The following is an 18,586-nucleotide window of genomic DNA, read 5'->3' as shown; positions in this document are numbered from 1 at the left end:
CCGCTGCCTAGAAGAAGGTGCGGACGTAGTCGGTGACGGTGCCGTCGGCCGCCACGACCGGGATCAGCGGCCACTTCTCGAAGATCGTGCAGGGGTGCGACATGCCGAGCGCCACCCAGTCGCCCACCTGCACGTCCTCGGCCGAGTCGGTCTCCAGCCAGGCGTGCTGGTCGGACAGTTTGACCACGCGGACGCCGGTGGCGGGGCGCTCCTCGCCGGTGAGGGCGTCGCGGACCAGCTCGGCCTCGGGCAGGCCCAGGTCGTAGGCGATGTCGCGCTTGCCCGCGTTGACGAAGGCCTGGGTGGCGGAGGGCCGGGACACGACCTGGGTCCACAGCCGGAACGCCGGGCGCAGGCCGCCCTCGTCGGGGTGCCGGTTGAAGGGGGTCAGGCGGGTGTACCAGCCGTGGTCGTGGGAGACGTACGCGCCGGAGCGCAGCAGCTTGAGGACCGGGCGGGAGAGCTCCGGGAGCTCGGCGAAGACGTCGGCGACCGCGTCGAACCAGGCGGAGCCGCCGGCGCTGACCACGATCTCGTCGAGGTCCGCCGGGAACCGGCCCGCCTTGTCGAACTCGACGGCCAGGGCGGTGAGGCGGCGCAGGTACGCGTGGACGGAGTCCGGGTCGGCGCCGGGGACCTCGGCCTCGTAGCCGCCCAGGCCGACGAGGCGCAGGGTGGTGGTCCGGGCGACGGCGTCGGCGACGGCACGGCAGTCCTCGTCGGTACGCACCCCCGTACGGGCACCTTCGCCGGCGCCGAGCTCGACGACGACGTCGATGCGGGCGGCCGGTGTCCGGCCCTGGAGGGCGCGGTCCATGAGCTCGACACCGCGCACGGAGTCGACGTAGCAGACGAAGCGGAAGCCGGGGTCGGCGGCGAGCTCGTCCGCGACCCAGCGCAGGGCGGCCGGATCGACGAGCTCGTTGGCGAGGAAGATCCGCTGGATGCCGAAGGCGCGGTAGACGCGGGCCTGGTGGGGGACGGCGGCGGTGATGCCCCACGCGCCGTGCTCCAGTTGGCGCCGGAAGAGCTGGGGGGACATGCAGGTCTTGCCGTGCGGGGCGAAGGCCAGGTCGTGGCGGGCGGCGTAGGTGCCGAGCGCGGTGAGGTTGTGCTCCAGCGCGTCCGCGTCGAGGGTCAGGACGGGGGTGGTGAAGCCGCCGGTGTGCAGGTCGCGGCGCTCGGCGGCGAGCTGACCGACGGTGAGGCCGTGCGCCTGGGCGTCCGGGGGGAGGCCCTTGAACCGGTGGTCGACCGGTTCGTCGGCGAGGTCCTTGACGGGGTCGCTGTCGCTGGCCATACGTACCTCCGGGTTGCGCGATGTGCAACGGTCATTGCGTGTGCCGCTGCACGCTGTCTAACATCCCCGGTGACGGCGGGTCAACGTGCGGAAGATCCAGCCTCGCCGGCGGTTGAGGCGCGGGGTCCGGGCGGAGCCCGGAGCGCCGGCGGAGCCGGTGTTCGCAGTGACGGTCACGAAAGGACGCGGCATGAGCCAGTCGGTGGAGCGCGCGCTCAGGATTCTGCCGGTCCTGGCGGGGGGCCCCGCCGGCCTCGGCGCGGTCGCCGACGCGCTCGGCGTGCACAAGAGCACCGCGCTGCGCCTCCTGCGCACCCTGCACGCGCACGGCCTCGTCTACCGCCGGCCCGACGGCCGCTACCGCCTCGGCGCACAGCTCTTCGCGCTCGCCGCCGAGGCCATCGAGAACCTGGACGTCCGGGAGATCGCGCACCCCCACCTCGTGGAGCTGAACAGGGCCACCGGGCACACCGTCCACCTCGCCCTGCACCAGGACGACGAGGTCGTGTACGTCGACAAGGTCGACAGCCGCTACCCGGTCCGCATGTACTCGCGCATCGGCAGGCCCGTACCCCTCACGGTCGCCGCCGTCGCCAAGCTGCTCCTCGCCGACCTGCCCGAGGCCGAGCGGCGCTCCCTCGCCGATCGGATCGAGTACCCGCGCTACACCGCCCGTTCGACCCCGGACGCGGCGGCCTTCCTGCGCGAGCTGGAGCTCGTACGGGAGCAGGGCTGGGCCACCGATCTCGGCGGGCACGAGGAGTCCATCAACTGCCTGGGGGCGCCCGTGCACGGGCCGGACGGGCGGGTCGTCGCCGCGCTGTCGGTGTCCGCGCCCGGTGTGGTCCTCGCCGCCGAGGGGCTGCTCGAACTGCTGCCGCAGGTGCTGCGTACCGCCGAAGCCATCAGCCAGGACTACTCAGGAGCACAGGAGAGCACGTGAGCGAGCAGAACGTCCCCGGGAAGACCGCCATCACGCCCGACACCCACACCACCCCGCCCGCGAGGTTCTCGCACGGCGTGCGCAAGGGGAACATCCTCCAGGTCGCCGGCCAGGTCGGCTTCCTCCCGCACGTCGACGGGCAGCCGCCCACCCCCGCCGGGCCCACGCTGCGCGAGCAGACCCTGCAGACGCTGGAGAACGTCCGTTCCGTGCTGGAGGCCGGCGGCGCGGGCTGGGACGACGTGATGATGATCCGCGTCTACCTCACCGACACCGGGCACTTCGCCGAGATGAACGGCATCTACAACGCCTACTTCGAGGAGCAGGGGCTCAAGGAGGCCCCGGCCGCCCGCACCACCGTGTACGTGGGCCTGCCGGCCGGGCTGCTCATCGAGATCGACGCCCTCGCCGTCCTCGGCTGAGGCCGGCCGCCGGACATGCGGGCGGGGCGCCCCCCTGGCGGTGGGGCGCCCCCTTTCACGCGCCGCACACGGTCACGGCGCCGCGCAGTACTGGGCTTCCTTGCCGATCGAGCGGTACATGCAGTCCGCGTTCTCCAGCAGCTGGAGCACCGCGTCCTTGTTGCGCGCGGTCTCGCGGTCGATGACCTCGTCCGGCGGGTAGAAGCCGCCGCCGCCGCTCTCCGGGTACATCTCGAAGGTGTAGGAGAAGATCTTCTGGTTGCCCCACAGCCAGTCGTCGATCGTGCCGTCCGTGATGTACAGGTCGCTCGACTGCTCCGGCGTGTAGCCGTTGCTGGCCGCCATGCTGGTGCCGATCTTCTTGTAGACGGCGAGGTCGTCGGCGGTCAGGCCCGGTGCGGTGTCGTTGTACGTGTAGCCGAAGGGCCACAGGACGAGCTCGCTGTAGGTGTGGAAGTCGATGGCGGCCTTGATCTGCTGCTTGCCGCCGATCACCCGGCTGCGTACGAAGTCGGCGACGACCTTCACCTCGGGCGCCGACTCGGCGGACGCGCCCCGGTAGGTCTCGGAGCTCTTGCTGCTGCTGGAGCCGCCGCAGCAGCCGAACTTGTAGTTCCAGTTGCGGTTCTCGTCCGTGCCGACGTACGAGGAGCCGGAGTTCGGCTGCCGGTTCTTGCGCCAGGAGCGGTAGGAGCCGGTGGCGATGTCGTACTCGCCGCCGTCCGGGTTGAGGTCCGGCACGATCCAGATCTCGCGGCCGTTGACGGCGCCCGTGACCCGGGAGTCGCTGCCGTACTTGGAGGTGAACTCCTTGAGCAGGTAGAGGGCCATCTCGACGGTCAGGTGCTCGCGCGCGTGCTGGTGGGCGGTGAAGAGCACCTCGGGCTCGGCCTCGTCCGTCGCGACGTTGTCGCTGATCTTGATGGCGAACATGTCCCGACCCTGGTACGACTTTCCGATCACCCGCTTGCTCGCGATCGCGGGGTACTGCGCGACGAGCTGGTTGATCTCCGCCGTCGCCTCGGCGTAGTTGTGGTACTTCGAGTCCGCCGAGGGGAAGTCCATCGGGCTCGCCGCGATACCGGGCAGCGAGCGGTCCGGGGGCCCGGGCAGGGCCGTCAGCCGGTAGCCGAGCTCCTTGAGCTTCCTGGCCTGCATGGTGTCGGCGCTGACCACGACGGTGTGGTCGTCGACCTCGTCGATCGAGACGCCCGTACGGAGCAGGGCGGTGCGGTCGGCGGCGGTGGAGGGGCCGTGGATCCGGTACTGGACGATCGCCTCGTCCTGGGTGGCGGTCGAAGGAGTGGGCGGAGGGGAAGCCGTCGCGCTCATGCCGTAGGCGGGTGCGCCCAGCGCGAGCGCCAGCAGGGCCGCCGTGACGGCGGCCCTTCGGCGGGTATGGAGCCGCATGCGTTCTCCTGGGTCGGGAGTGTGGGGGTAGCCGTGCGGACGCGCACAGCGTGCTCTCGTGGCATGTCCCGGTCAAGGACACGCTGTGTCGGCCGAACCGATCCGGCCACCCCCACACGTACCGCCTACGGGAGGCCGTGGACCTTCGGACCCACCGAGTTCGACCAAGCACTACCCGCCTTGGCGTCCCAGTTGGTCGACCAGGTCATGGCGCCGCGCAGACCCGGGTAGGTCTTCGACGGCTTGAAGGAGCCGCAGTTCGTCCCCCTGGTCAGGCAGTCCAGGGCGTTGTTGACGATGGTCGGGGACACGTAGCCGCTGCCCGCGCCGCTGGGGGAGGCCGGGACGCCGATGCCCACCTGCGAGGGGTCGAGGCCGCCTTCCAGCTGGATGCAGGCGAGTGCGGTGAGGAAGTCGACGGAGCCCTGGGAGTAGACCTTGCCGTCACAGCCGTTCATCGAGCCGCTGTTGTAGTACTGCATGTTGACGACGGTGAGGATGTCCTTGATGTTGAGCGCCGTCCTGAAGTAGCCGCCCTGCGTGGACTGCATGTCGATGGTCTGCGGCGCCATGGTGATGACGAGCGAGGGGCCCGCCTTCGACGACAGGGAGCGCAGCGCCTGCGTCATGTAGGTGGGGTTCAGGCCGTTCTCCAGGTCGATGTCGATCCCGGTGAACCCGTACTCCTGCATCAGGGCGTACGCGGAGTTCGCGAGGTTGTTCGCGGAGGTCGAGTCGCCCACCGTGATGGTCCCCTTCTCGCCGCCGATGGAGAGGATCACCGACTTGCCGGCCGCCTTCTTCGCGGCGATGTCGGCCTTGAACTGGGCGACCGTGTAGCCGCCGAGGCCGGCCGAGTCGAGGTTGAAGGTGATGGCGCCGGGCGTGGTGGTGGCGTCCGCGAAGGAGACGGCGATGATGTCGTACTGCGCGGAGACGTCGGAGATCCGCTGGACGGTCGCGCCGTTGTTGAAGTTCTGCCAGTAGCCGGTCAGGGCGTGCTTGGGGACGGCCGGGCCGGGGCCGGGACCCGGGTCGGTGCCGGTGGTCGTGCCGGTCACGGGGGCGGACTTCGGGCCCTCGCCCGCGGCGTTGTAGGCGCTCACCTGGAAGGAGTACGAGGTCGAGGCGGCGAGCCCGGTGATCTGGGTGGAGGCGGCGCCACCGGTCACGGTCCTGACGCGGACTCCGTCCTGGTACACGTAATAGCCGGTGGCCGAGCCGACCGCGTTCCACGAAAGGGTGAGGGCGCTCGCGCTCTGTCCGGAAACGGCCGTCCCGGCCGGGGCGCCGGGGACGGACGGGCCGGGGTCGGTGCCGCCACCGCCGTCCGGGCCGAAGACGCTGAACTCGTCGACGACGTAGGCGGGCTGGCCGTACCAGCCGTGCGTGTAGACGGTGACCTCGGTGGTGCCGGGGCCGGTGGTGAAGGTGGTGGAGAGCTTCTGCCAGCCGCCGCCCGACCCGGGGGTCCAGGTGGAGACGTCCTGGGTGCCGGTCCCGGTCGCGCCGAGGTAGACGTAGCTGCCCTGGACCTGCGTGCTCAGCGTGTACGTCGAGTTCGGCTTGACCGTGACGGTCTGGCTGCAGCGGGCGTTGTCCTGGCCCGCCGGGGTCGCCTTCAGGGCGCCCGATCCGGCGTAGACGGGCGAGGAGACGGAGGCGCCGGTTCCGCCGGTGCAGGACCAGTTGGCGAGACCCGACTCGAAGCCGCCGTTGCGGGCGACGTTGACGTCCGCGGCCTGTGCGGTGCCGGCGGCCAGGGCGGACAGGGCGCCGGCGGTGAGGGTGACGGCGATGGGGAGGGCGAGGGAGCGTATGCGGTTCACGTGGGCTCCGGTGGGGGGAGGAAGGGGGTGTGGGGAAAGGCGGACCGGGTGGGGTGGGTCCGTGGGGTGGATCCGTGGGGTGGATCCGTGGGGTCCGACTCAAGGCGTGCGCTGCCAAGTTGGTCCAGACCAATCCCCGTGTCAAGAGTCTTCGCGATGTGGCTTGAAATGGCCCGCTATGCGATCCCTGTTGTCCGGGTTTCCGCCACCTGTGACCTGTGCCGTCAGCACGGGAATCCGCAAGGCCCTGCCCTGCCAGGGGTGACGCGGATATGGTGCTGGGGCAAGGGGGGAGCGGGTCGATCGGATGCGGTCGCGCGGTGCGGGCGCGCACCGCGGGCGTGGCCGTGAAGGTCCGCGTCGAGTCCGCGTCGAGCTCCGCGCAGGGCGCGCGCCCGGCAGCTGAACTGCCGGCGCCGCACGGGGCGAACGTGGGGGAACGGGGGAATTCGCGTGCCGACCGCCATCGCTGTCACCAGCGCCGATCTGGTACTTCCGGCCCCTGACCGGCACACGCCCGGGGCCGCGTTACTGCACCCGCCCGAGCAGCTCGACCTGGAGGCCGCGCTCGCCGAGACGGGTGCCCTGCTGGAGCGGCACGGCCACCTCGTGGCCCTCGTACCGCCGTGGCTCCCGCGCTCCACCGTCCAGCGGCTGCACACCGTACGGGCCATCCTGGAAACCGACCGGATCGCGCTCATCGGTATCGATCTGCCGCCCCTGGGCACCGCCCTGCTGGTGCGTCAGCTGCGCCAGCTCACCGTCTGCGACTTCAGCCCCGGAATCATCGCCTCCGCGGCCCGGCTGCTGTCCCACTACATCTACGCGGGCGCACTGCTGGGCTCGGTCGCCAAACTCGACCGGGTCCGGGTCCCGGTCGGGCTCGGCGCGCACGCCAGGTCCTGGTCGCCGAGCGCGCAGTTCGCCGTCATGGCCCACCCGAAGCCGCACCTGGCGAAACTGGGCGGCGGAGCCCAGGGCGCGCACGGCCCCCGCAGCGCAGTACTGCCGGCCGGCCCCGAGTTCGCCACGCACCTCACCTTCGCCCGCGGTCAGCTCGCCTCCGACTGGGTCACGGCCGAACTGGCCCCCGCCTGGCAGGTCCAGGGCGTCATGGAGAACCCGCTGCCCGCCGCGTCCCCCGGCTGGTGGGGCACCCAGAAGATCGTCGAGTTCGCCGCCGGCATCCCGGACCTGTCCGTGCTCTACCAGCTGGTCGCCTCGGTCCGCCGGGAGGAGTGCCGCTGGTGCGGCCTCGAACTGATCGGCGACCGCTGCGGCTTCTGCGCGGCACCGCTCACCGCACCACCGCCGCCCGCGAGTACCGCCCGTTCCAGACCCTGATCACTCGAACGCACGAATGAATGAAGAACGGCGAGGTAGGTAAGGCCCATGAACTCACGCCAGCGCCGCGGCGTCATCCTGCTGCTCCTGTCGGTCCTGTGCGCACTGGGGGCCTTCGCCGGAGTCCTCGTGGTGATCGGCGACGTCAATTCCAAGGTCGGCGCCGAGGTCGTCGCCTACCGGGCCAAGGGCGACATAGCGCCGTACAGCCCTCTGTCGGCGGGGCAGTTCGAGGAGGTCCGGATCCCCCGGCGGTGGCTGTCGGAGACCGCCGTCTCCGATCTCGGCGCACTCAAGGACAAGATCGCGCTCACCACCCTGAAGAAGGGTTCGCTGCTCCAGGCGGACATGTTCGTCGACCGGCCGCAGCTGCAGCCCGGTGAGCAGGAGATCGCCATCATGATCGACGCCGCCACCGGCGTGGCAGGAAAGATCACCTCCGGCGCCAAGGTCAACATCATCGCCACCTTCAAGGGCGCCAAGGACACCGACCCCTCCCGGTCGGTGATCATCGTCGCCAACGCCCGGGTCCTCGGCGTCGGCAAGCTCACCGCCCTGGAGAAGGAGAGCGACCGCAAGGGCCCCGCCGAGGCCGTCCCGATCACCTTCGCCCTCAGCACCAAGGACACCCAGCGCGTCGCGTACGCCGAGTCCTTCGCGGAGCACGTACGCCTGGCCCTCGTGGCCCCCGGCACCGACTCGGCGCCCGCCCCGGGCGACCGCACGTACACCCTCGACGGGGACAGGTGAGGCCCGGATGACCACCCGAATCCTCCCCGCGGTCGGCGACCCGGACGCCGCGCGCGCCATCGTGACCCTGCTCAGCCAGCTCCCGGCCGCCGAGCCGGCCGCCCCCGTCCCCGACGCGACCACGCTCCTGGACACCCTCGCCCGCCTGGCCGCCGAATCCATCGACGAACTCCCCGAGGTCGTCCTGGTCCACGAGCGGATCGGCCCGGTGCCCGCCCTGGAGCTCATCCGGGAAGTCGCCCTGCGCTTCCCGGCGGTGGGCGTCGTCCTGGTCTCCTCGGACGCCGGCCCGGGACTGTTCTCCGCCGCCATGGACTCGGGCGCGCGCGGCCTGATCGGCCTCCCGCTCTCCTACGAGGAACTCGCCGCCCGCGTCCAGGCCGCCGCCCAGTGGTCCGTGGGCGTACGCCGCCACCTCGGCGGGGGCGCCGCCGCCGACGTCTTCACGGGCCCGGGCGGACGGGTCGTCACCGTCACCGGAGCCAAGGGCGGCGTGGGCACCACCTTCACCGCCGTGCAGTTCGCGCTGGCCGCGGCCGCCTCGGGACGGCGCACCGCACTGGTCGACCTGGACCTCCAGGCGGGCGACGTGGGCTCGTACCTCGACGTGCAGTTCCGGCGCTCGGTCGCCGACCTCGCCGGGATCCAGGACATCTCGCCCCGGGTCCTCCAGGACGCGGTCTACGACGACGCCTCGGGCCTCGCGCTGCTCCTCGCCCCGGCCGACGGCGAACGCGGCGAGGAGGTCGACGACCGGGCGGCCCGGCACATCGTCGGAGCCCTGCGCAGCCGCTACGAACTCGTCGTCATCGACTGCGGTACCCAGGTCACCGGCGCCAACGCGGCGGCCGTGGAGATGGCGGACGTGGCGGTCCTGGTCACCACCCCGGACGTCGTCGCGGTGCGGGCGGCGAAGCGGATGGTCCGGATGTGGGAACGCCTCCAGGTGCGCAAGGCCGAGGACACGGCGATGGTCGTCAACCGCTGGAGCAAGCACACGGAGATCCAGCCCGCCCTGATCGAGAAGATCACCAAGACCCGCGCCACCCGCACCCCGGTCCCGGCGGCGTTCAAGGAACTCCAGGCCGTGGTGGACGCCGGCCGCGTCCAGGACCTCGACAACCGCTCGACGGTCAAACAGGCCCTGTGGACGCTGGCCGGCGAACTCGGCCTCCTGTCGACCCCGGACACCGCCGCCCCGTCGACGGCGACCGCCACCCCGGGCGCCTCCCTGGCGGTCCGCGCCTCGGGCCCGGTGGCGCGCCTGCGCCGCGGCCGGGAGGGCTGACGCATGCCCGCCCGCAGACCGGGGCGCGGGGACCGGGGCCAGGTGGCGATCGAGTTCGTGGGCACGGTGCCGCTGATCCTGCTGCTCGTGGCGGCGGTGTGGGAGTGCGTACTGATCGGGTACGCCTTCTCCCTGGCGGGCAACGCGGCGGACGAGGCGGCGCGGGCGGGGGCGGTGGGACGGTCCTGCCAGGAAGCGGCTCATGCGCACGTCGGCTCCGCCTGGACCATGGGCGTGGAATGCGGCACGTCCGGCGAGGTCTCCACGGCGAAGGTCACCCTCAACCTCCCGATCATCCACCCGGGTCTGAACATCGGCGTCCGCATCGTGGGCGAGGCCGGCTCCTCGAACGAGGAGGAGGACTGACGTGGACAGGCTGCGCAATCGGCGCTCGCGCCTGACGAAGGACCGGGGTCAGGCGACCCTGGAATACATCGGCTTCCTCCCGATCCTGATCCTGGTGGCACTCTGCGGCATCCAGCTGGGCTGGACCGCGTACGTCGTGCAGCAGGCGCAGACCGCGGCACGTACGGCGGCACGTGTCGAGGCCCGCAAGCCCGAAGCGGGGAAGGCCGCCGGCCTGGCGGCGATCAAGGAGAGCCTGCGCCCTCGCGCGTCGATCGCCATCAGCAAGCCCGGGGACACGGTCACGGCAACAGTCCGCATCTCGATCAAGTCGATCGTTCCCGGTGTGGGCGAAGCGTCCGTCACACGCACCGCCACCATGCCCAATGACGACCCGGAGGAACCCTGACATGAGCCTTCGTTCCCGGGTCCACACCCCCGACGAGTCGCACAGCCCGCGCGAGGACGGCCGGCTGGTCTCCTCCTACCGCGCCAAGCTGCTGGAGGAGATCGACCTCGCCGAGATGTCCGCGCTCGCACCCGCCGAGCGCCGGGCGCGCCTGGAACGCGTACTCGGCCACATCATCAGCCGCGAAGGACCGGTCCTCTCCACGGCCGAGCGCGCCCAGCTGATCCGCCGTGTCGTCGACGAGGCCCTCGGGCTCGGCGTCCTCGAACCGCTCCTCGAAGACGCCTCCATCTCCGAGATCATGGTCAACGGCCCCGACCACATCTACGTGGAACGCGCCGGCCGGGTCGAACAGCTCCCCATCCGCTTCGCCTCGCACGAGCAGCTCATGCAGACCATCGAGCGCATCGTCTCCACCGTCAACCGGCGGGTGGACGAGGCCAATCCGATGGTCGACGCCCGCCTGCCCAGCGGCGAACGCGTGAACGTCATCATCCCGCCGCTCTCCCTGACCGGCGCCACCCTCACCATCCGCCGCTTCCCGCGGGCCTTCACCCTGCACGAGATGATCGCCCTCGGCTCGCTCGACGAGCAGATGCTCCTGCTCCTGTCGGGCCTGGTCGCGGCGAAGATGAACCTGATCGTCTCGGGGGCCACCGGCACCGGCAAGACCACGCTGCTGAACGCACTCTCCGGCCTGATCCCGGAGGGCGAACGCATCATCACCATCGAGGACTCGGCCGAACTCCAGCTCCAGCAGGCCCACGTCATCCGCCTCGAATCCCGTCCGCCGAACGTGGAGGGCAAGGGCCAGATCACCATCCGCGACCTGGTCCGCAACTCCCTGCGCATGCGCCCCGACCGCATCATCGTCGGCGAGGTCCGCGGCGGCGAGACCCTCGACATGCTCCAGGCGATGTCCACCGGCCACGACGGCTCCCTGGCCACCGTCCACGCCAACAGTTCCGCGGACGCCCTGATGCGTCTGCAGACCCTCGCCTCCATGTCGGAAGTAGACGTCCCCTTCGAAGCCCTCCAGGACCAGATCAACAGCGCCGTCAACGTCATCGTCCAGCTGACCCGCTTCGGCGACGGATCGCGCCGCATCACCGAGATCTCCATCCTCGAATCGCACGGCCACGAGCCCTTCCGCATCACCACCGTCTGCCGCTTCGCCGCTCAGCCGATGGGAGCGGACGGCCGCGTGCACGGCCACTTCGCGTACTACCCGCTGCCCCGCCTGATCGCGGAGCGCCTCTACATGAACAACCAGCCGATCCCGCAGGCCTTCGGCGTCGCCCTGCCCGAAGACCCTCTCACCGCCCGCATCACCCGGACCGCCCTGTGAACCCACTGATCCTCGCCACCCTCGGCGTCACCCTGCTGGCCTGCGTACTCGTCGTCGTGGGCCTCCAGGCGTACATGGCCGGCCGTGCCCAGCGCGCTGCCCTCATCGAGCGCCTCTCCGCGAGCGGAGTTCCCGAACCCCTGGGACGCGTACGCCGCTTCCGGAAGATCGACCGGCGGTTGCGCAGGACCGCACTGGGCCGCCGCATCGAGATCAAACTCGCGGTGACCGGCCTGGACCTCACCGTCGGCGAGTTCTTCGTCGCCATGTGCGCGGCGGTCGCGGGGCTGTGGCTGATCTCGGCCTCCTTCCTCGCTCCCTTCTTCGGACCGGTCGCCGGAGTGATCGGCCTGTGGGCCGCCAACGCCTTCCTCAACTGGCAGCGGGCCCGCCGCACCGAACGGTTCATCAACCAGCTCCCGGACCTCGCCCGCATCCTCGCCAACGCCACCCAGGCCGGCCTCGCCCTGCGCACGGCCCTCGGCATAGCGGCCGAGGAACTGGAAGCGCCCGCCGGTGAGGAGCTGGCGCGCGTCACGGACCGGCTCGCCGTCGGCCACTCCATCGAGGAGGCCCTCGGCGAGATCGCCGAGCGGCTGCCCTCGCGGGAACTGGTCGTACTCGTCTCCACCCTCGTCCTGTCCGCCCGCGCGGGCGGCGCGATCGTGGACAGCCTGCGCAACCTGACGGTGACGCTGGAACAGCGCAAGGAGACGCGGCGCGAGATCCGCACCCAGCTCTCCCAGGTCACGGTGACGGCCTACCTGGTGCCGATCATGGGCGTCGGCTCGCTCCTGCTCGTGGACACGATGATGCCGGGCGCCCTGGACCGCATGACCGGCTCCGTCATCGGGCAGACCGCAGTCCTGGTCGCCCTCGGCCTCTTCGCCCTCGGCTTCATCCTCATCCGCCGCCTTTCCAAGATCGACGTGTGAGGAGGCGGGGATGATCGCTCTGCTCCTGGCCCTGGCCCTGGCCGTCTCGGTCCTCGGTGTCTTCCACGGCATCCGGCTCTACCGTGCCGACGTCAAACTCCCCTCCGACCTGGCCCTCGCCCTGGAGGTGGGCGCCACCCGCACGACGGCGGTCGGCTCCCTGGTGGACCGGATGGGCATCCGCTACGCCCCGCTGATACTGAGCCTGATGGGCCCCGATCGGGTGGCACGCAAACGCCGCCAGATCGACTCCGCGGGCAACCCGGCCGGCCTGACCATCGACCGCTACGCGGCCCGGCGCGCCGTCTACGCCCTACTCGGCGCGGTCGGGGCCTTCTCCATGCTGCTCAACGGTCAGCTGATCCTGGCACTGCTCATGGTCGCCTTCGGCTTCTTCTGGATCGAGGTCGGCCTCTGGTCGGCGATCCGGATCCGCCGCGACCACATCGAGCGGACCCTGCCGGACTTCCTCGACGTCCTCGCGGTCGTGGTGAGCGCGGGGCTCGGCTTCCGTCCGGCGCTGGAGCGGGTGGCGGAGAAATACAAGGGACCGTGGTCCGACGAGATCCGGATCACCCTCCAGCAGATGGCCATGGGCGTCAGTCGCCGTCAGGCTTTCGACGAGCTGCGCCGACGCAACGACAGCGAACAGGTCGCGCAGTTCGTGACGGCCCTCCAGCAGGGCGAGGAGCTCGGCTCCCCGATCGTGGACACGCTGATCGCGATCGCCGAGGACATGCGCCGGACCGACGCCCAGAACGCCCGCCGCCGGGCGGCGCGCGCCGTCCCGCGTGCCACGCTGGCCGTCACGATGTTCATGCTGCCCGGCACGATGATCCTGCTGATCGGTGGCTTCGTGTACGGGGCGAACGTCGACTTCGGCGCGATGTTCGGGGGCGGTTGATGGCTGCGTCGACGCGCGTCCTGATCGCCGATGCCAACCCGGTCGTGCGGGCGGGCCTGACGACCCTGCTGACCGCGGCCCCGGACATCGAGGTGACGGCCTCCGCCTCGGACGGCCGTGAGGCCCTCCACCTGACCCGGCTGCACGCCCCGGACGTGATCCTGCTGGACGTACGCATGCCGGGCGTGGACGGCATCTCAGCCCTGCCGCACCTCGTGCAGCGCGCCCCCGTACTGATGTTGACGTACAGCCAGGAGGCCGAGGTCGTACGGGAGACCCTGCTCCTGGGCGCGGGTGGCTACCTGGTCCATGGCGAATTCACGCCGGACCAGCTGGTCACGGCCGTACGTGATGTCCGTGCGGGCCGCGCGCACTTCAGCCCGACGGCGGCGAGCGCGGTACTCGCGGCGCTGCGGACCTCTTCGCATCCGCAACGAACTGTGGCACAGTCTGTGGAGTGCCACCGTCTCAACCGTCTTGAATTCGGGCTGAGTTCGCGTGAGGAGGAGGTCATGGACCTCATCGCGTCCGGGATGAGCAACCAGCAGATCGCAGCCACCTGCTTCATCAGTGAGAAGACGGTCAAGAACCACATCAACCGGATCTTCGCGAAGCTCCGGAGCGCGACCCGCAGTGAGGCGATAGCGCGTTGGCTGGGAACCACCCGTCCGGGGGTGGCCGGTCATGGGTAGACGGAGTGCGCAGTGGGTCCGTATTTGGGTCCCGGGGCCCTTTGCAACTGCTGGTGTCCGGCCGTACCGTCCGCGAATCGACATCGGCGCCGGCCCTGGAGGGGACCATCATGCAGAAGCCAAAGCTGCTCAAGGCGATCGTCGAACGGCAGAACAGGCGAGGTGGGGATCAGGGTCAGACGGTCTTCGAGTACCTGGGGATCATCGTGATCATCGTGCTGATCATCGGCGCGATCGTGGGTTCGGGACTTGCCGCCGCCATCGCGAACGCCATCACTCAGGCACTGGCGGACATCACGGCCAACTGATGGTCACGGCGCGGGCGCGTGACGAAGGGCAGGCCTTCCCCATCTACGTCGTGGCGGTGACGGGCCTGCTCTTCGCCGCGTTCGCCTTCGTCGTCGTGGGCATGGCCGGCGCCACCCGCAGCGATGCACAGGGGGCCGCTGACGCGGCCGCGCTCGCGGCCGCACGGGAAGCGCGGGACAACGCGTTCGAGGGCATGAATCCACTCACCCTCACGCAGGGCGATTGGGAGAAGATCCTCAGTGGTGATCGCCTGGTTGCGCTGGGAGCCTGCGCGAAGGCCGACACCTTCGCCGCCATGAACGACGCCACGGCCGTTTGTGAGGCGAACATCCCGGAGTTCAAGGTCTCGGTGACCACCAATGGCACCATCGGGGAATCGGTGATTCCCGGCAGCGAGGGAATCCACGGCAAGGCCGAGGCCAAAGCCGTGATCGAACCTCGCTGCTCGCTGAAGCCAGGGCCGGCACCGAGCCCGACGCCGAGCCCGACGCCCCCACCTGGAGGCGGTGGTGCCGGAACGCCTCCCTCCGTCGAATTCCGCTGCAAGGGTGGTGTGGCACTGACGTTTGACCCGACAAAGCCGGGCTCGTTGACCCAGCTGGCGAGAAGACTCTTCAGCGTGCGACTGGCCGATTGACAGCGATCTAGAGACAAGGAAGCGGCGTACATGAGCATTCGGCAGAAGGTGGAGGTCCGTGGGGGAGCGGCCGTTGCGGTTGCGGCGGTCTTGGCCCTCACGCTGGCCGGATGCGGCAGCAATGAGAAGCCGAAGGACTCACAGAAGCCGCCGGCTTCGCAGAGCCAGGGTAGTACGCCCCAGAAGTCGGCCCCGGCGACGGGCGGCAGCGCAGCGCCGGCTGAAGTGATCGCGACGACGCAAGGCCAGTCCGGCATCGTGCTGGAGATCAATTCGGCTGAACGCGACCAGGACGGCTACCTCACCGTCAGCGGGCTGATCAAGAATACCGGGTCCACGCCCTTCGCGCAGACAGCAGCCTGGCGAGGCGATGAGAAGACAGCCAGTCCCGCATCGGTCGCGGGGGCCACCATCGTCGACAACGCCGGGAAGAAGCGCTACTACGTTCTGCGTGACACCGAAGGCAGGTGTGCCTGCACCACCGGCCTCATGGTGATCAAGGCGGGCGAGTCCGTGCCCTTCTTCGCGCAGTTCCCCGCACCGCCGACCAGCACGACAGAGGTCGTCTTCGGTCTGCCGACCTTTGCCGCGGCCACCATCAAAATCTCCGGGTGACCCCATGACCACACGCCATCGCACCACTGCTGCCACGGTCGTCGTCGGTCTCGTCATCGCCGGCGCCCATCTGATCGGCGCGACCAGTGCCCACGCCGACGACGTCACTCCGTCCGTGCCCCCGGGCACAGAACCGTCCGCCTCCGCACCGATACCCGTCAAGGCCGACTCGCCCCGGCTCAAGCTTCCGCAGGGCGGCACGCTCGCGCCGCCCAAGGTGCTCGACCTGGTCGAGGTCGTCGAGGATCTGGGTGGGGAGCAGCGGCGGCAGGAGACCAATCAGACCGTCATGATGGCGCTCCAGTCCGAGGTGCTGTTCCCCGAGGACAGCGCCGTCTTCACCGCCCAGGCGGCCGCCCGGATCCAGGCCATCGCGCAGGAGATCAACCAGCAGAAGGCCACCCGGATCCGGGTGTTCGGGTTCACCGACGACCAGGGCAGTTACGAGCACGGCAAGGAGCTCTCCAAGAAGCGGGCCGATGCCGTGCAGGCCGAGCTGGTGAAGACCGTGACCAACCCGAGTGTCGTCTTCGACGTCCGCGGCTACAGCGAGGACTACCCGATCGCCGACAACAGCACCGAAGAGGGCCGCAAGAAGAACCGCCGCGTCGAGATCACCTTCCCGCGCAGCGACGGTTAGTCAGCTCGCTCGCGGCCGTCGGCGGAGGCGGCCGCGCGAGGCCTCCACGATCGTTCCGAGGACGAGCGACTGGGCCAGTACGCACAGGACGAGCTCGGTGACGAAGACCCACGTCTCGGGTTGGCCCTCCCCGCGGATCGCTCCCTCGACCAGTGTCACGAAGAGGAACAGCGGGAACGCGCCCATCGCGGGGAGCACCCATACGAATCCGGGGTCCGGGGCGAACAGCGTGACGGCCGTCGCGAAGGCCACGGCGGCGCCGACGAGGCCCAGGTAGATCGCCGAGGCGGGGTTCGCGAAGGTCAGGCGGACGAGCGTGCGAGCGGTCATCGGTTCTCCCGGGCGCTGGACTGTCTCCATGGTCGGGAGGATCCGGGGTCCTGTCGTGAGTACGCGTACCCAGAAGGTGCACCCGGCCCGCGGGACAGTGGCAGGACCGCGAGGGTCCGTCCGCCGCTACGTCAGTCACGACGGCCGGTGGGCCCGGAGGAGGACCTCGGCGATCTCGCGCGCCCTGTGGGCCGGCTCCGGGCCCGGCTCCAGGGCTGCCACCACCGTCGCGCCCTCGACCAGGACCAGGAGCTGGTCGGTGAGGTCCTCGCAGCCGGGGCCGGCCAGTTCGGCCAGCAGGGCCCTCAGTTCCGCCTTGTGGCGGCGTACGACGTTCAGCACGGCGGGCGGGCCGTCGGCGCCCAGTTCCCCGTACGCGTTCAGGAACGCGCAACCGCGGAAGTCCGGCTCCGAGAACCACCCCGCGAGCCAGTCGAAGACGGCCAGGACCGGGTCGGGGGCTCCCGTCACCGCTCCGCGGAGGTCGGCCGTCCAGCGCCGGTCGCGGCGTTCCAGGTAGGCCGTGACCAGCGAGTCCTTGGCCGGGAAGGTCCGGTAGAGGCGTTTGAGGGGGACGCCCGACTCGGTGCGGATCCGGTCCATGCCGACGGCCTGGATGCCGTGCCGGTAGAACAGCTCCTCCGCCGTGTCCAGGAGCCGGGTGCGGGCCTCTTCGTCGTCCATGTGGGCAGGGTAGTCCAGATTCCCCTTGCGTGGAGAACGCTCGTTCTCTAGTGTCGAGAACGATCGTTCTCGCCATCGAGAGGTGACCGTCATGACCGACGCCCCCGCCGTACGTCCGCCCCTGCCGCCCTTCACCGAGGAGTCCGCGCGCGCCAAGGTCCAGGCCGCCGAGGATGCCTGGAACAGCCGGGATCCCGATCGCGTCGCCCTCGCGTACACGCCGGACTCGGTCTGGCGGAACCGTGACCGCTTTCTCACCGGCCGCGCCGCGATCCGCACTTTCCTCGCCGACAAGTGGGAGCGCGAGCTCGACTACCGGCTCCGCAAGGAGCTGTGGGCGTTCACCGGCAACCGCATCTCGGTCCGCTTCGAGTACGAGTGGCACGATGCGACCGGCCAGTGGTGGCGCAGTCACGGCAACGAGCAGTGGGAGTTCGCCGACGACGGCCTGATGCGCCGCCGCGAGGCCAGCATCAACGATGTCCCGATCGCCGCCGGGGACCGTCGCCTCGTCTGAGGTTCCTGCCGTGCGGCACACGCCGGGCCCCCCGGCGTACGCGAGTGGCCCTGCTTACACCGAGGCGGAGCCGTGCAGCACCGGTGTGGTCGGGCCGGTGATGCCGACGCTCAGGCCGCCGTGGTCGGCGCGAGCCAGCTGGGCGGCGACCTCGTCGGCCGGGTTCAGGGCGACCAGGCGCCCCGGGACACTGCGCACCCGCCAGCCGGCCCCCTCCAGGTAGCCGTGCGCACGGGCCATCGCCCGGGCCGCCCGGTCTTCGGGGAGCGGTTCGGTGGACCAGGCGTGGTGGACGTAGGTCGTGCCCTCGTGCTCGACCGTACGCAGCTCCGCGCCGCTCGCCGTGGCGTGCCGGACGCGCAGGGAGTCGTAGATTCGGCTGGAGTGCCCGAGCACGCGCTGCAGCGAGGCCTCGTCGGCGGACAGGGCCTGCGGGGAGGCGGAAGCGGACCCTCCGGATGTCGGGAAGTAGCAGGGGGAGGTGACGGTGAGGACGGCGGTGCCGTCGCCGGTCGCCCGGTCCGTGACGCTGTTGGAGATGGTCAACCAGTAGTCGTCGGGCACGGTGGCCATGTGGACCGCCGTGCCGGGATCCGACCAGTCGCCGTCGGACGTGTCACTCGTGAACTTGAAGCCCCGTTCGACCCATGCGTCACGCGCCTGGCGGACAAGCTGTCGCCCGGCGGAGCCCGGAACGCCTTCGAGCCGGTAGCTGATGTGGACCTGCTGACGATCGCTCTTTCCGGGGTCCGCCAGGCAAGCGCCGGCACCGTACCGGCCGTCCCTCTTCGGGGTCGGCTTCGGTGACATGGCGCCGAGCGTCTGCTGAACGATCTCCTCGGCACGGGCAAGAACCTGCTGATCGTCCATCATCACTTTCTTCTGCTCTCCCGGTCCCGCACAGGCCGACAGGGCGAAAACGAGCCCCGTCAGCG

22 protein-coding genes are annotated in these 18,586 nt (G+C 70.5%); 16 read left to right on the top strand and 6 right to left on the bottom strand.

The annotated features are described in order from the left end of the window. Positions 1 to 7: 7 nt before the first annotated feature. Positions 8 to 1,300, bottom strand: a complete 1,293-nt coding sequence (locus OG373_RS15535) for an amino acid deaminase (RefSeq protein ID WP_405438917.1) — start codon at positions 1,298 to 1,300, stop codon at positions 8 to 10. A 190-nt stretch (positions 1,301 to 1,490) separates the two neighbouring features. On the opposite strand from OG373_RS15535, the gene OG373_RS15530 reads away from it, so the two are divergent. Beyond that, positions 1,491 to 2,243 (top strand): IclR family transcriptional regulator, encoded by a 753-nt coding sequence (locus tag OG373_RS15530; protein WP_405438915.1) that lies wholly within the window; start codon positions 1,491 to 1,493, stop codon positions 2,241 to 2,243. Then, positions 2,240 to 2,665, top strand: a complete 426-nt coding sequence (locus tag OG373_RS15525) for a RidA family protein (protein ID WP_405438913.1) — start codon at positions 2,240 to 2,242, stop codon at positions 2,663 to 2,665. Before OG373_RS15530 ends, OG373_RS15525 begins: the two co-directional genes overlap by 4 nt. Before the next feature lie 72 nt (positions 2,666 to 2,737). Here OG373_RS15525 and OG373_RS15520 read toward each other — a convergent pair whose 3' ends face one another. Together OG373_RS15520 and OG373_RS15515 are read right to left on the bottom strand one after the other, a co-directional pair. Beyond that, positions 2,738 to 4,075, bottom strand: a complete 1,338-nt coding sequence (locus tag OG373_RS15520) for a M14 family metallopeptidase (protein WP_397729351.1) — start codon at positions 4,073 to 4,075, stop codon at positions 2,738 to 2,740. 125 nt (positions 4,076 to 4,200) lie between these two features. Continuing rightward, complete coding sequence (locus tag OG373_RS15515; protein ID WP_405438910.1) at positions 4,201 to 5,904, bottom strand: chitinase; 1,704 nt, start codon at positions 5,902 to 5,904, stop codon at positions 4,201 to 4,203. A 453-nt stretch (positions 5,905 to 6,357) separates the two neighbouring features. On the opposite strand from OG373_RS15515, the gene OG373_RS15510 reads away from it, so the two are divergent. The 13 genes from OG373_RS15510 to OG373_RS15450 all read left to right on the top strand — a co-directional run bounded on the left by OG373_RS15510 (position 6,358) and on the right by OG373_RS15450 (position 16,120). Next, positions 6,358 to 7,248, top strand: coding sequence for a hypothetical protein (locus tag OG373_RS15510; protein ID WP_405438908.1), 891 nt, complete (start codon positions 6,358 to 6,360; stop codon positions 7,246 to 7,248). A gap of 48 nt (positions 7,249 to 7,296) precedes the next feature. Continuing rightward, positions 7,297 to 7,998, top strand: coding sequence for a Flp pilus assembly protein CpaB (gene cpaB, locus OG373_RS15505; protein ID WP_397729347.1), 702 nt, complete (start codon positions 7,297 to 7,299; stop codon positions 7,996 to 7,998). A 7-nt stretch (positions 7,999 to 8,005) separates the two neighbouring features. After that, on the top strand, positions 8,006 to 9,286 hold the full coding sequence (locus OG373_RS15500) for a CpaE family protein (protein ID WP_405438906.1): 1,281 nt from the start codon (positions 8,006 to 8,008) through the stop codon (positions 9,284 to 9,286). A gap of 3 nt (positions 9,287 to 9,289) precedes the next feature. Further along, positions 9,290 to 9,652, top strand: coding sequence for a TadE/TadG family type IV pilus assembly protein (locus tag OG373_RS15495; protein ID WP_405438904.1), 363 nt, complete (start codon positions 9,290 to 9,292; stop codon positions 9,650 to 9,652). 1 nt (position 9,653) lies between these two features. Further along, positions 9,654 to 10,040: a TadE/TadG family type IV pilus assembly protein gene (locus OG373_RS15490; RefSeq protein ID WP_405438902.1), complete on the top strand. Its 387-nt coding sequence runs from the start codon at positions 9,654 to 9,656 to the stop codon at positions 10,038 to 10,040. A 1-nt stretch (position 10,041) separates the two neighbouring features. Beyond that, positions 10,042 to 11,388 (top strand): CpaF family protein, encoded by a 1,347-nt coding sequence (locus OG373_RS15485; RefSeq protein ID WP_405438900.1) that lies wholly within the window; start codon positions 10,042 to 10,044, stop codon positions 11,386 to 11,388. After that, positions 11,385 to 12,323, top strand: a complete 939-nt coding sequence (locus OG373_RS15480; protein WP_405438899.1) for a type II secretion system F family protein — start codon at positions 11,385 to 11,387, stop codon at positions 12,321 to 12,323. The genes OG373_RS15485 and OG373_RS15480 overlap by 4 nt, the downstream gene beginning before the upstream one ends. 13 nt (positions 12,324 to 12,336) lie before the next feature. Further along, on the top strand, positions 12,337 to 13,227 hold the full coding sequence (locus tag OG373_RS15475; protein ID WP_405444062.1) for a DUF5936 domain-containing protein: 891 nt from the start codon (positions 12,337 to 12,339) through the stop codon (positions 13,225 to 13,227). Further along, positions 13,227 to 13,919, top strand: a complete 693-nt coding sequence (locus OG373_RS15470; RefSeq protein ID WP_405438898.1) for a response regulator — start codon at positions 13,227 to 13,229, stop codon at positions 13,917 to 13,919. The genes OG373_RS15475 and OG373_RS15470 overlap by 1 nt, the downstream gene beginning before the upstream one ends. A 110-nt stretch (positions 13,920 to 14,029) precedes the next feature. Beyond that, positions 14,030 to 14,227, top strand: a complete 198-nt coding sequence (locus tag OG373_RS15465; protein WP_405438897.1) for a hypothetical protein — start codon at positions 14,030 to 14,032, stop codon at positions 14,225 to 14,227. After that, positions 14,227 to 14,865: a pilus assembly protein TadG-related protein gene (locus OG373_RS15460; RefSeq protein ID WP_405438895.1), complete on the top strand. Its 639-nt coding sequence runs from the start codon at positions 14,227 to 14,229 to the stop codon at positions 14,863 to 14,865. The genes OG373_RS15465 and OG373_RS15460 overlap by 1 nt, the downstream gene beginning before the upstream one ends. Before the next feature lie 30 nt (positions 14,866 to 14,895). Then, positions 14,896 to 15,480 (top strand): hypothetical protein, encoded by a 585-nt coding sequence (locus tag OG373_RS15455; protein ID WP_405438893.1) that lies wholly within the window; start codon positions 14,896 to 14,898, stop codon positions 15,478 to 15,480. A gap of 4 nt (positions 15,481 to 15,484) precedes the next feature. Then, positions 15,485 to 16,120 (top strand): OmpA family protein, encoded by a 636-nt coding sequence (locus OG373_RS15450; RefSeq protein WP_405438891.1) that lies wholly within the window; start codon positions 15,485 to 15,487, stop codon positions 16,118 to 16,120. Here the strand turns inward: OG373_RS15450 and OG373_RS15445 are convergent, their stop codons facing one another. Continuing rightward, positions 16,121 to 16,450, bottom strand: coding sequence for an SCO4225 family membrane protein (locus tag OG373_RS15445; RefSeq protein WP_405438889.1), 330 nt, complete (start codon positions 16,448 to 16,450; stop codon positions 16,121 to 16,123). 135 nt (positions 16,451 to 16,585) lie between these two features. Next, positions 16,586 to 17,134: a TetR/AcrR family transcriptional regulator gene (locus OG373_RS15440; RefSeq protein WP_405438887.1), complete on the bottom strand. Its 549-nt coding sequence runs from the start codon at positions 17,132 to 17,134 to the stop codon at positions 16,586 to 16,588. 91 nt (positions 17,135 to 17,225) lie between these two features. Here OG373_RS15440 and OG373_RS15435 point away from each other — a divergent pair, with 91 nt between their 5' ends. Beyond that, entirely contained in the window at positions 17,226 to 17,651 is a 426-nt protein-coding gene (locus OG373_RS15435) for a nuclear transport factor 2 family protein (protein WP_405438885.1), read from the top strand. A gap of 54 nt (positions 17,652 to 17,705) precedes the next feature. On the opposite strand, the gene OG373_RS15430 is transcribed toward OG373_RS15435, so the two are convergent. Next, a complete protein-coding gene (locus OG373_RS15430; RefSeq protein WP_405438883.1) occupies positions 17,706 to 18,521 on the bottom strand; it encodes a hypothetical protein in 816 nt (271 codons plus the stop codon). Between the last annotated feature and the right edge of the window lie 65 nt (positions 18,522 to 18,586).

The organism is Streptomyces avidinii (assembly GCF_045161815.1).
GTDB classification, from domain to species: domain Bacteria; phylum Actinomycetota; class Actinomycetes; order Streptomycetales; family Streptomycetaceae; genus Streptomyces; species Streptomyces avidinii.
The sequence above is the reverse complement of the archived record's forward strand: the minus strand, read 5'-3'. Positions and strand labels throughout refer to the sequence as shown.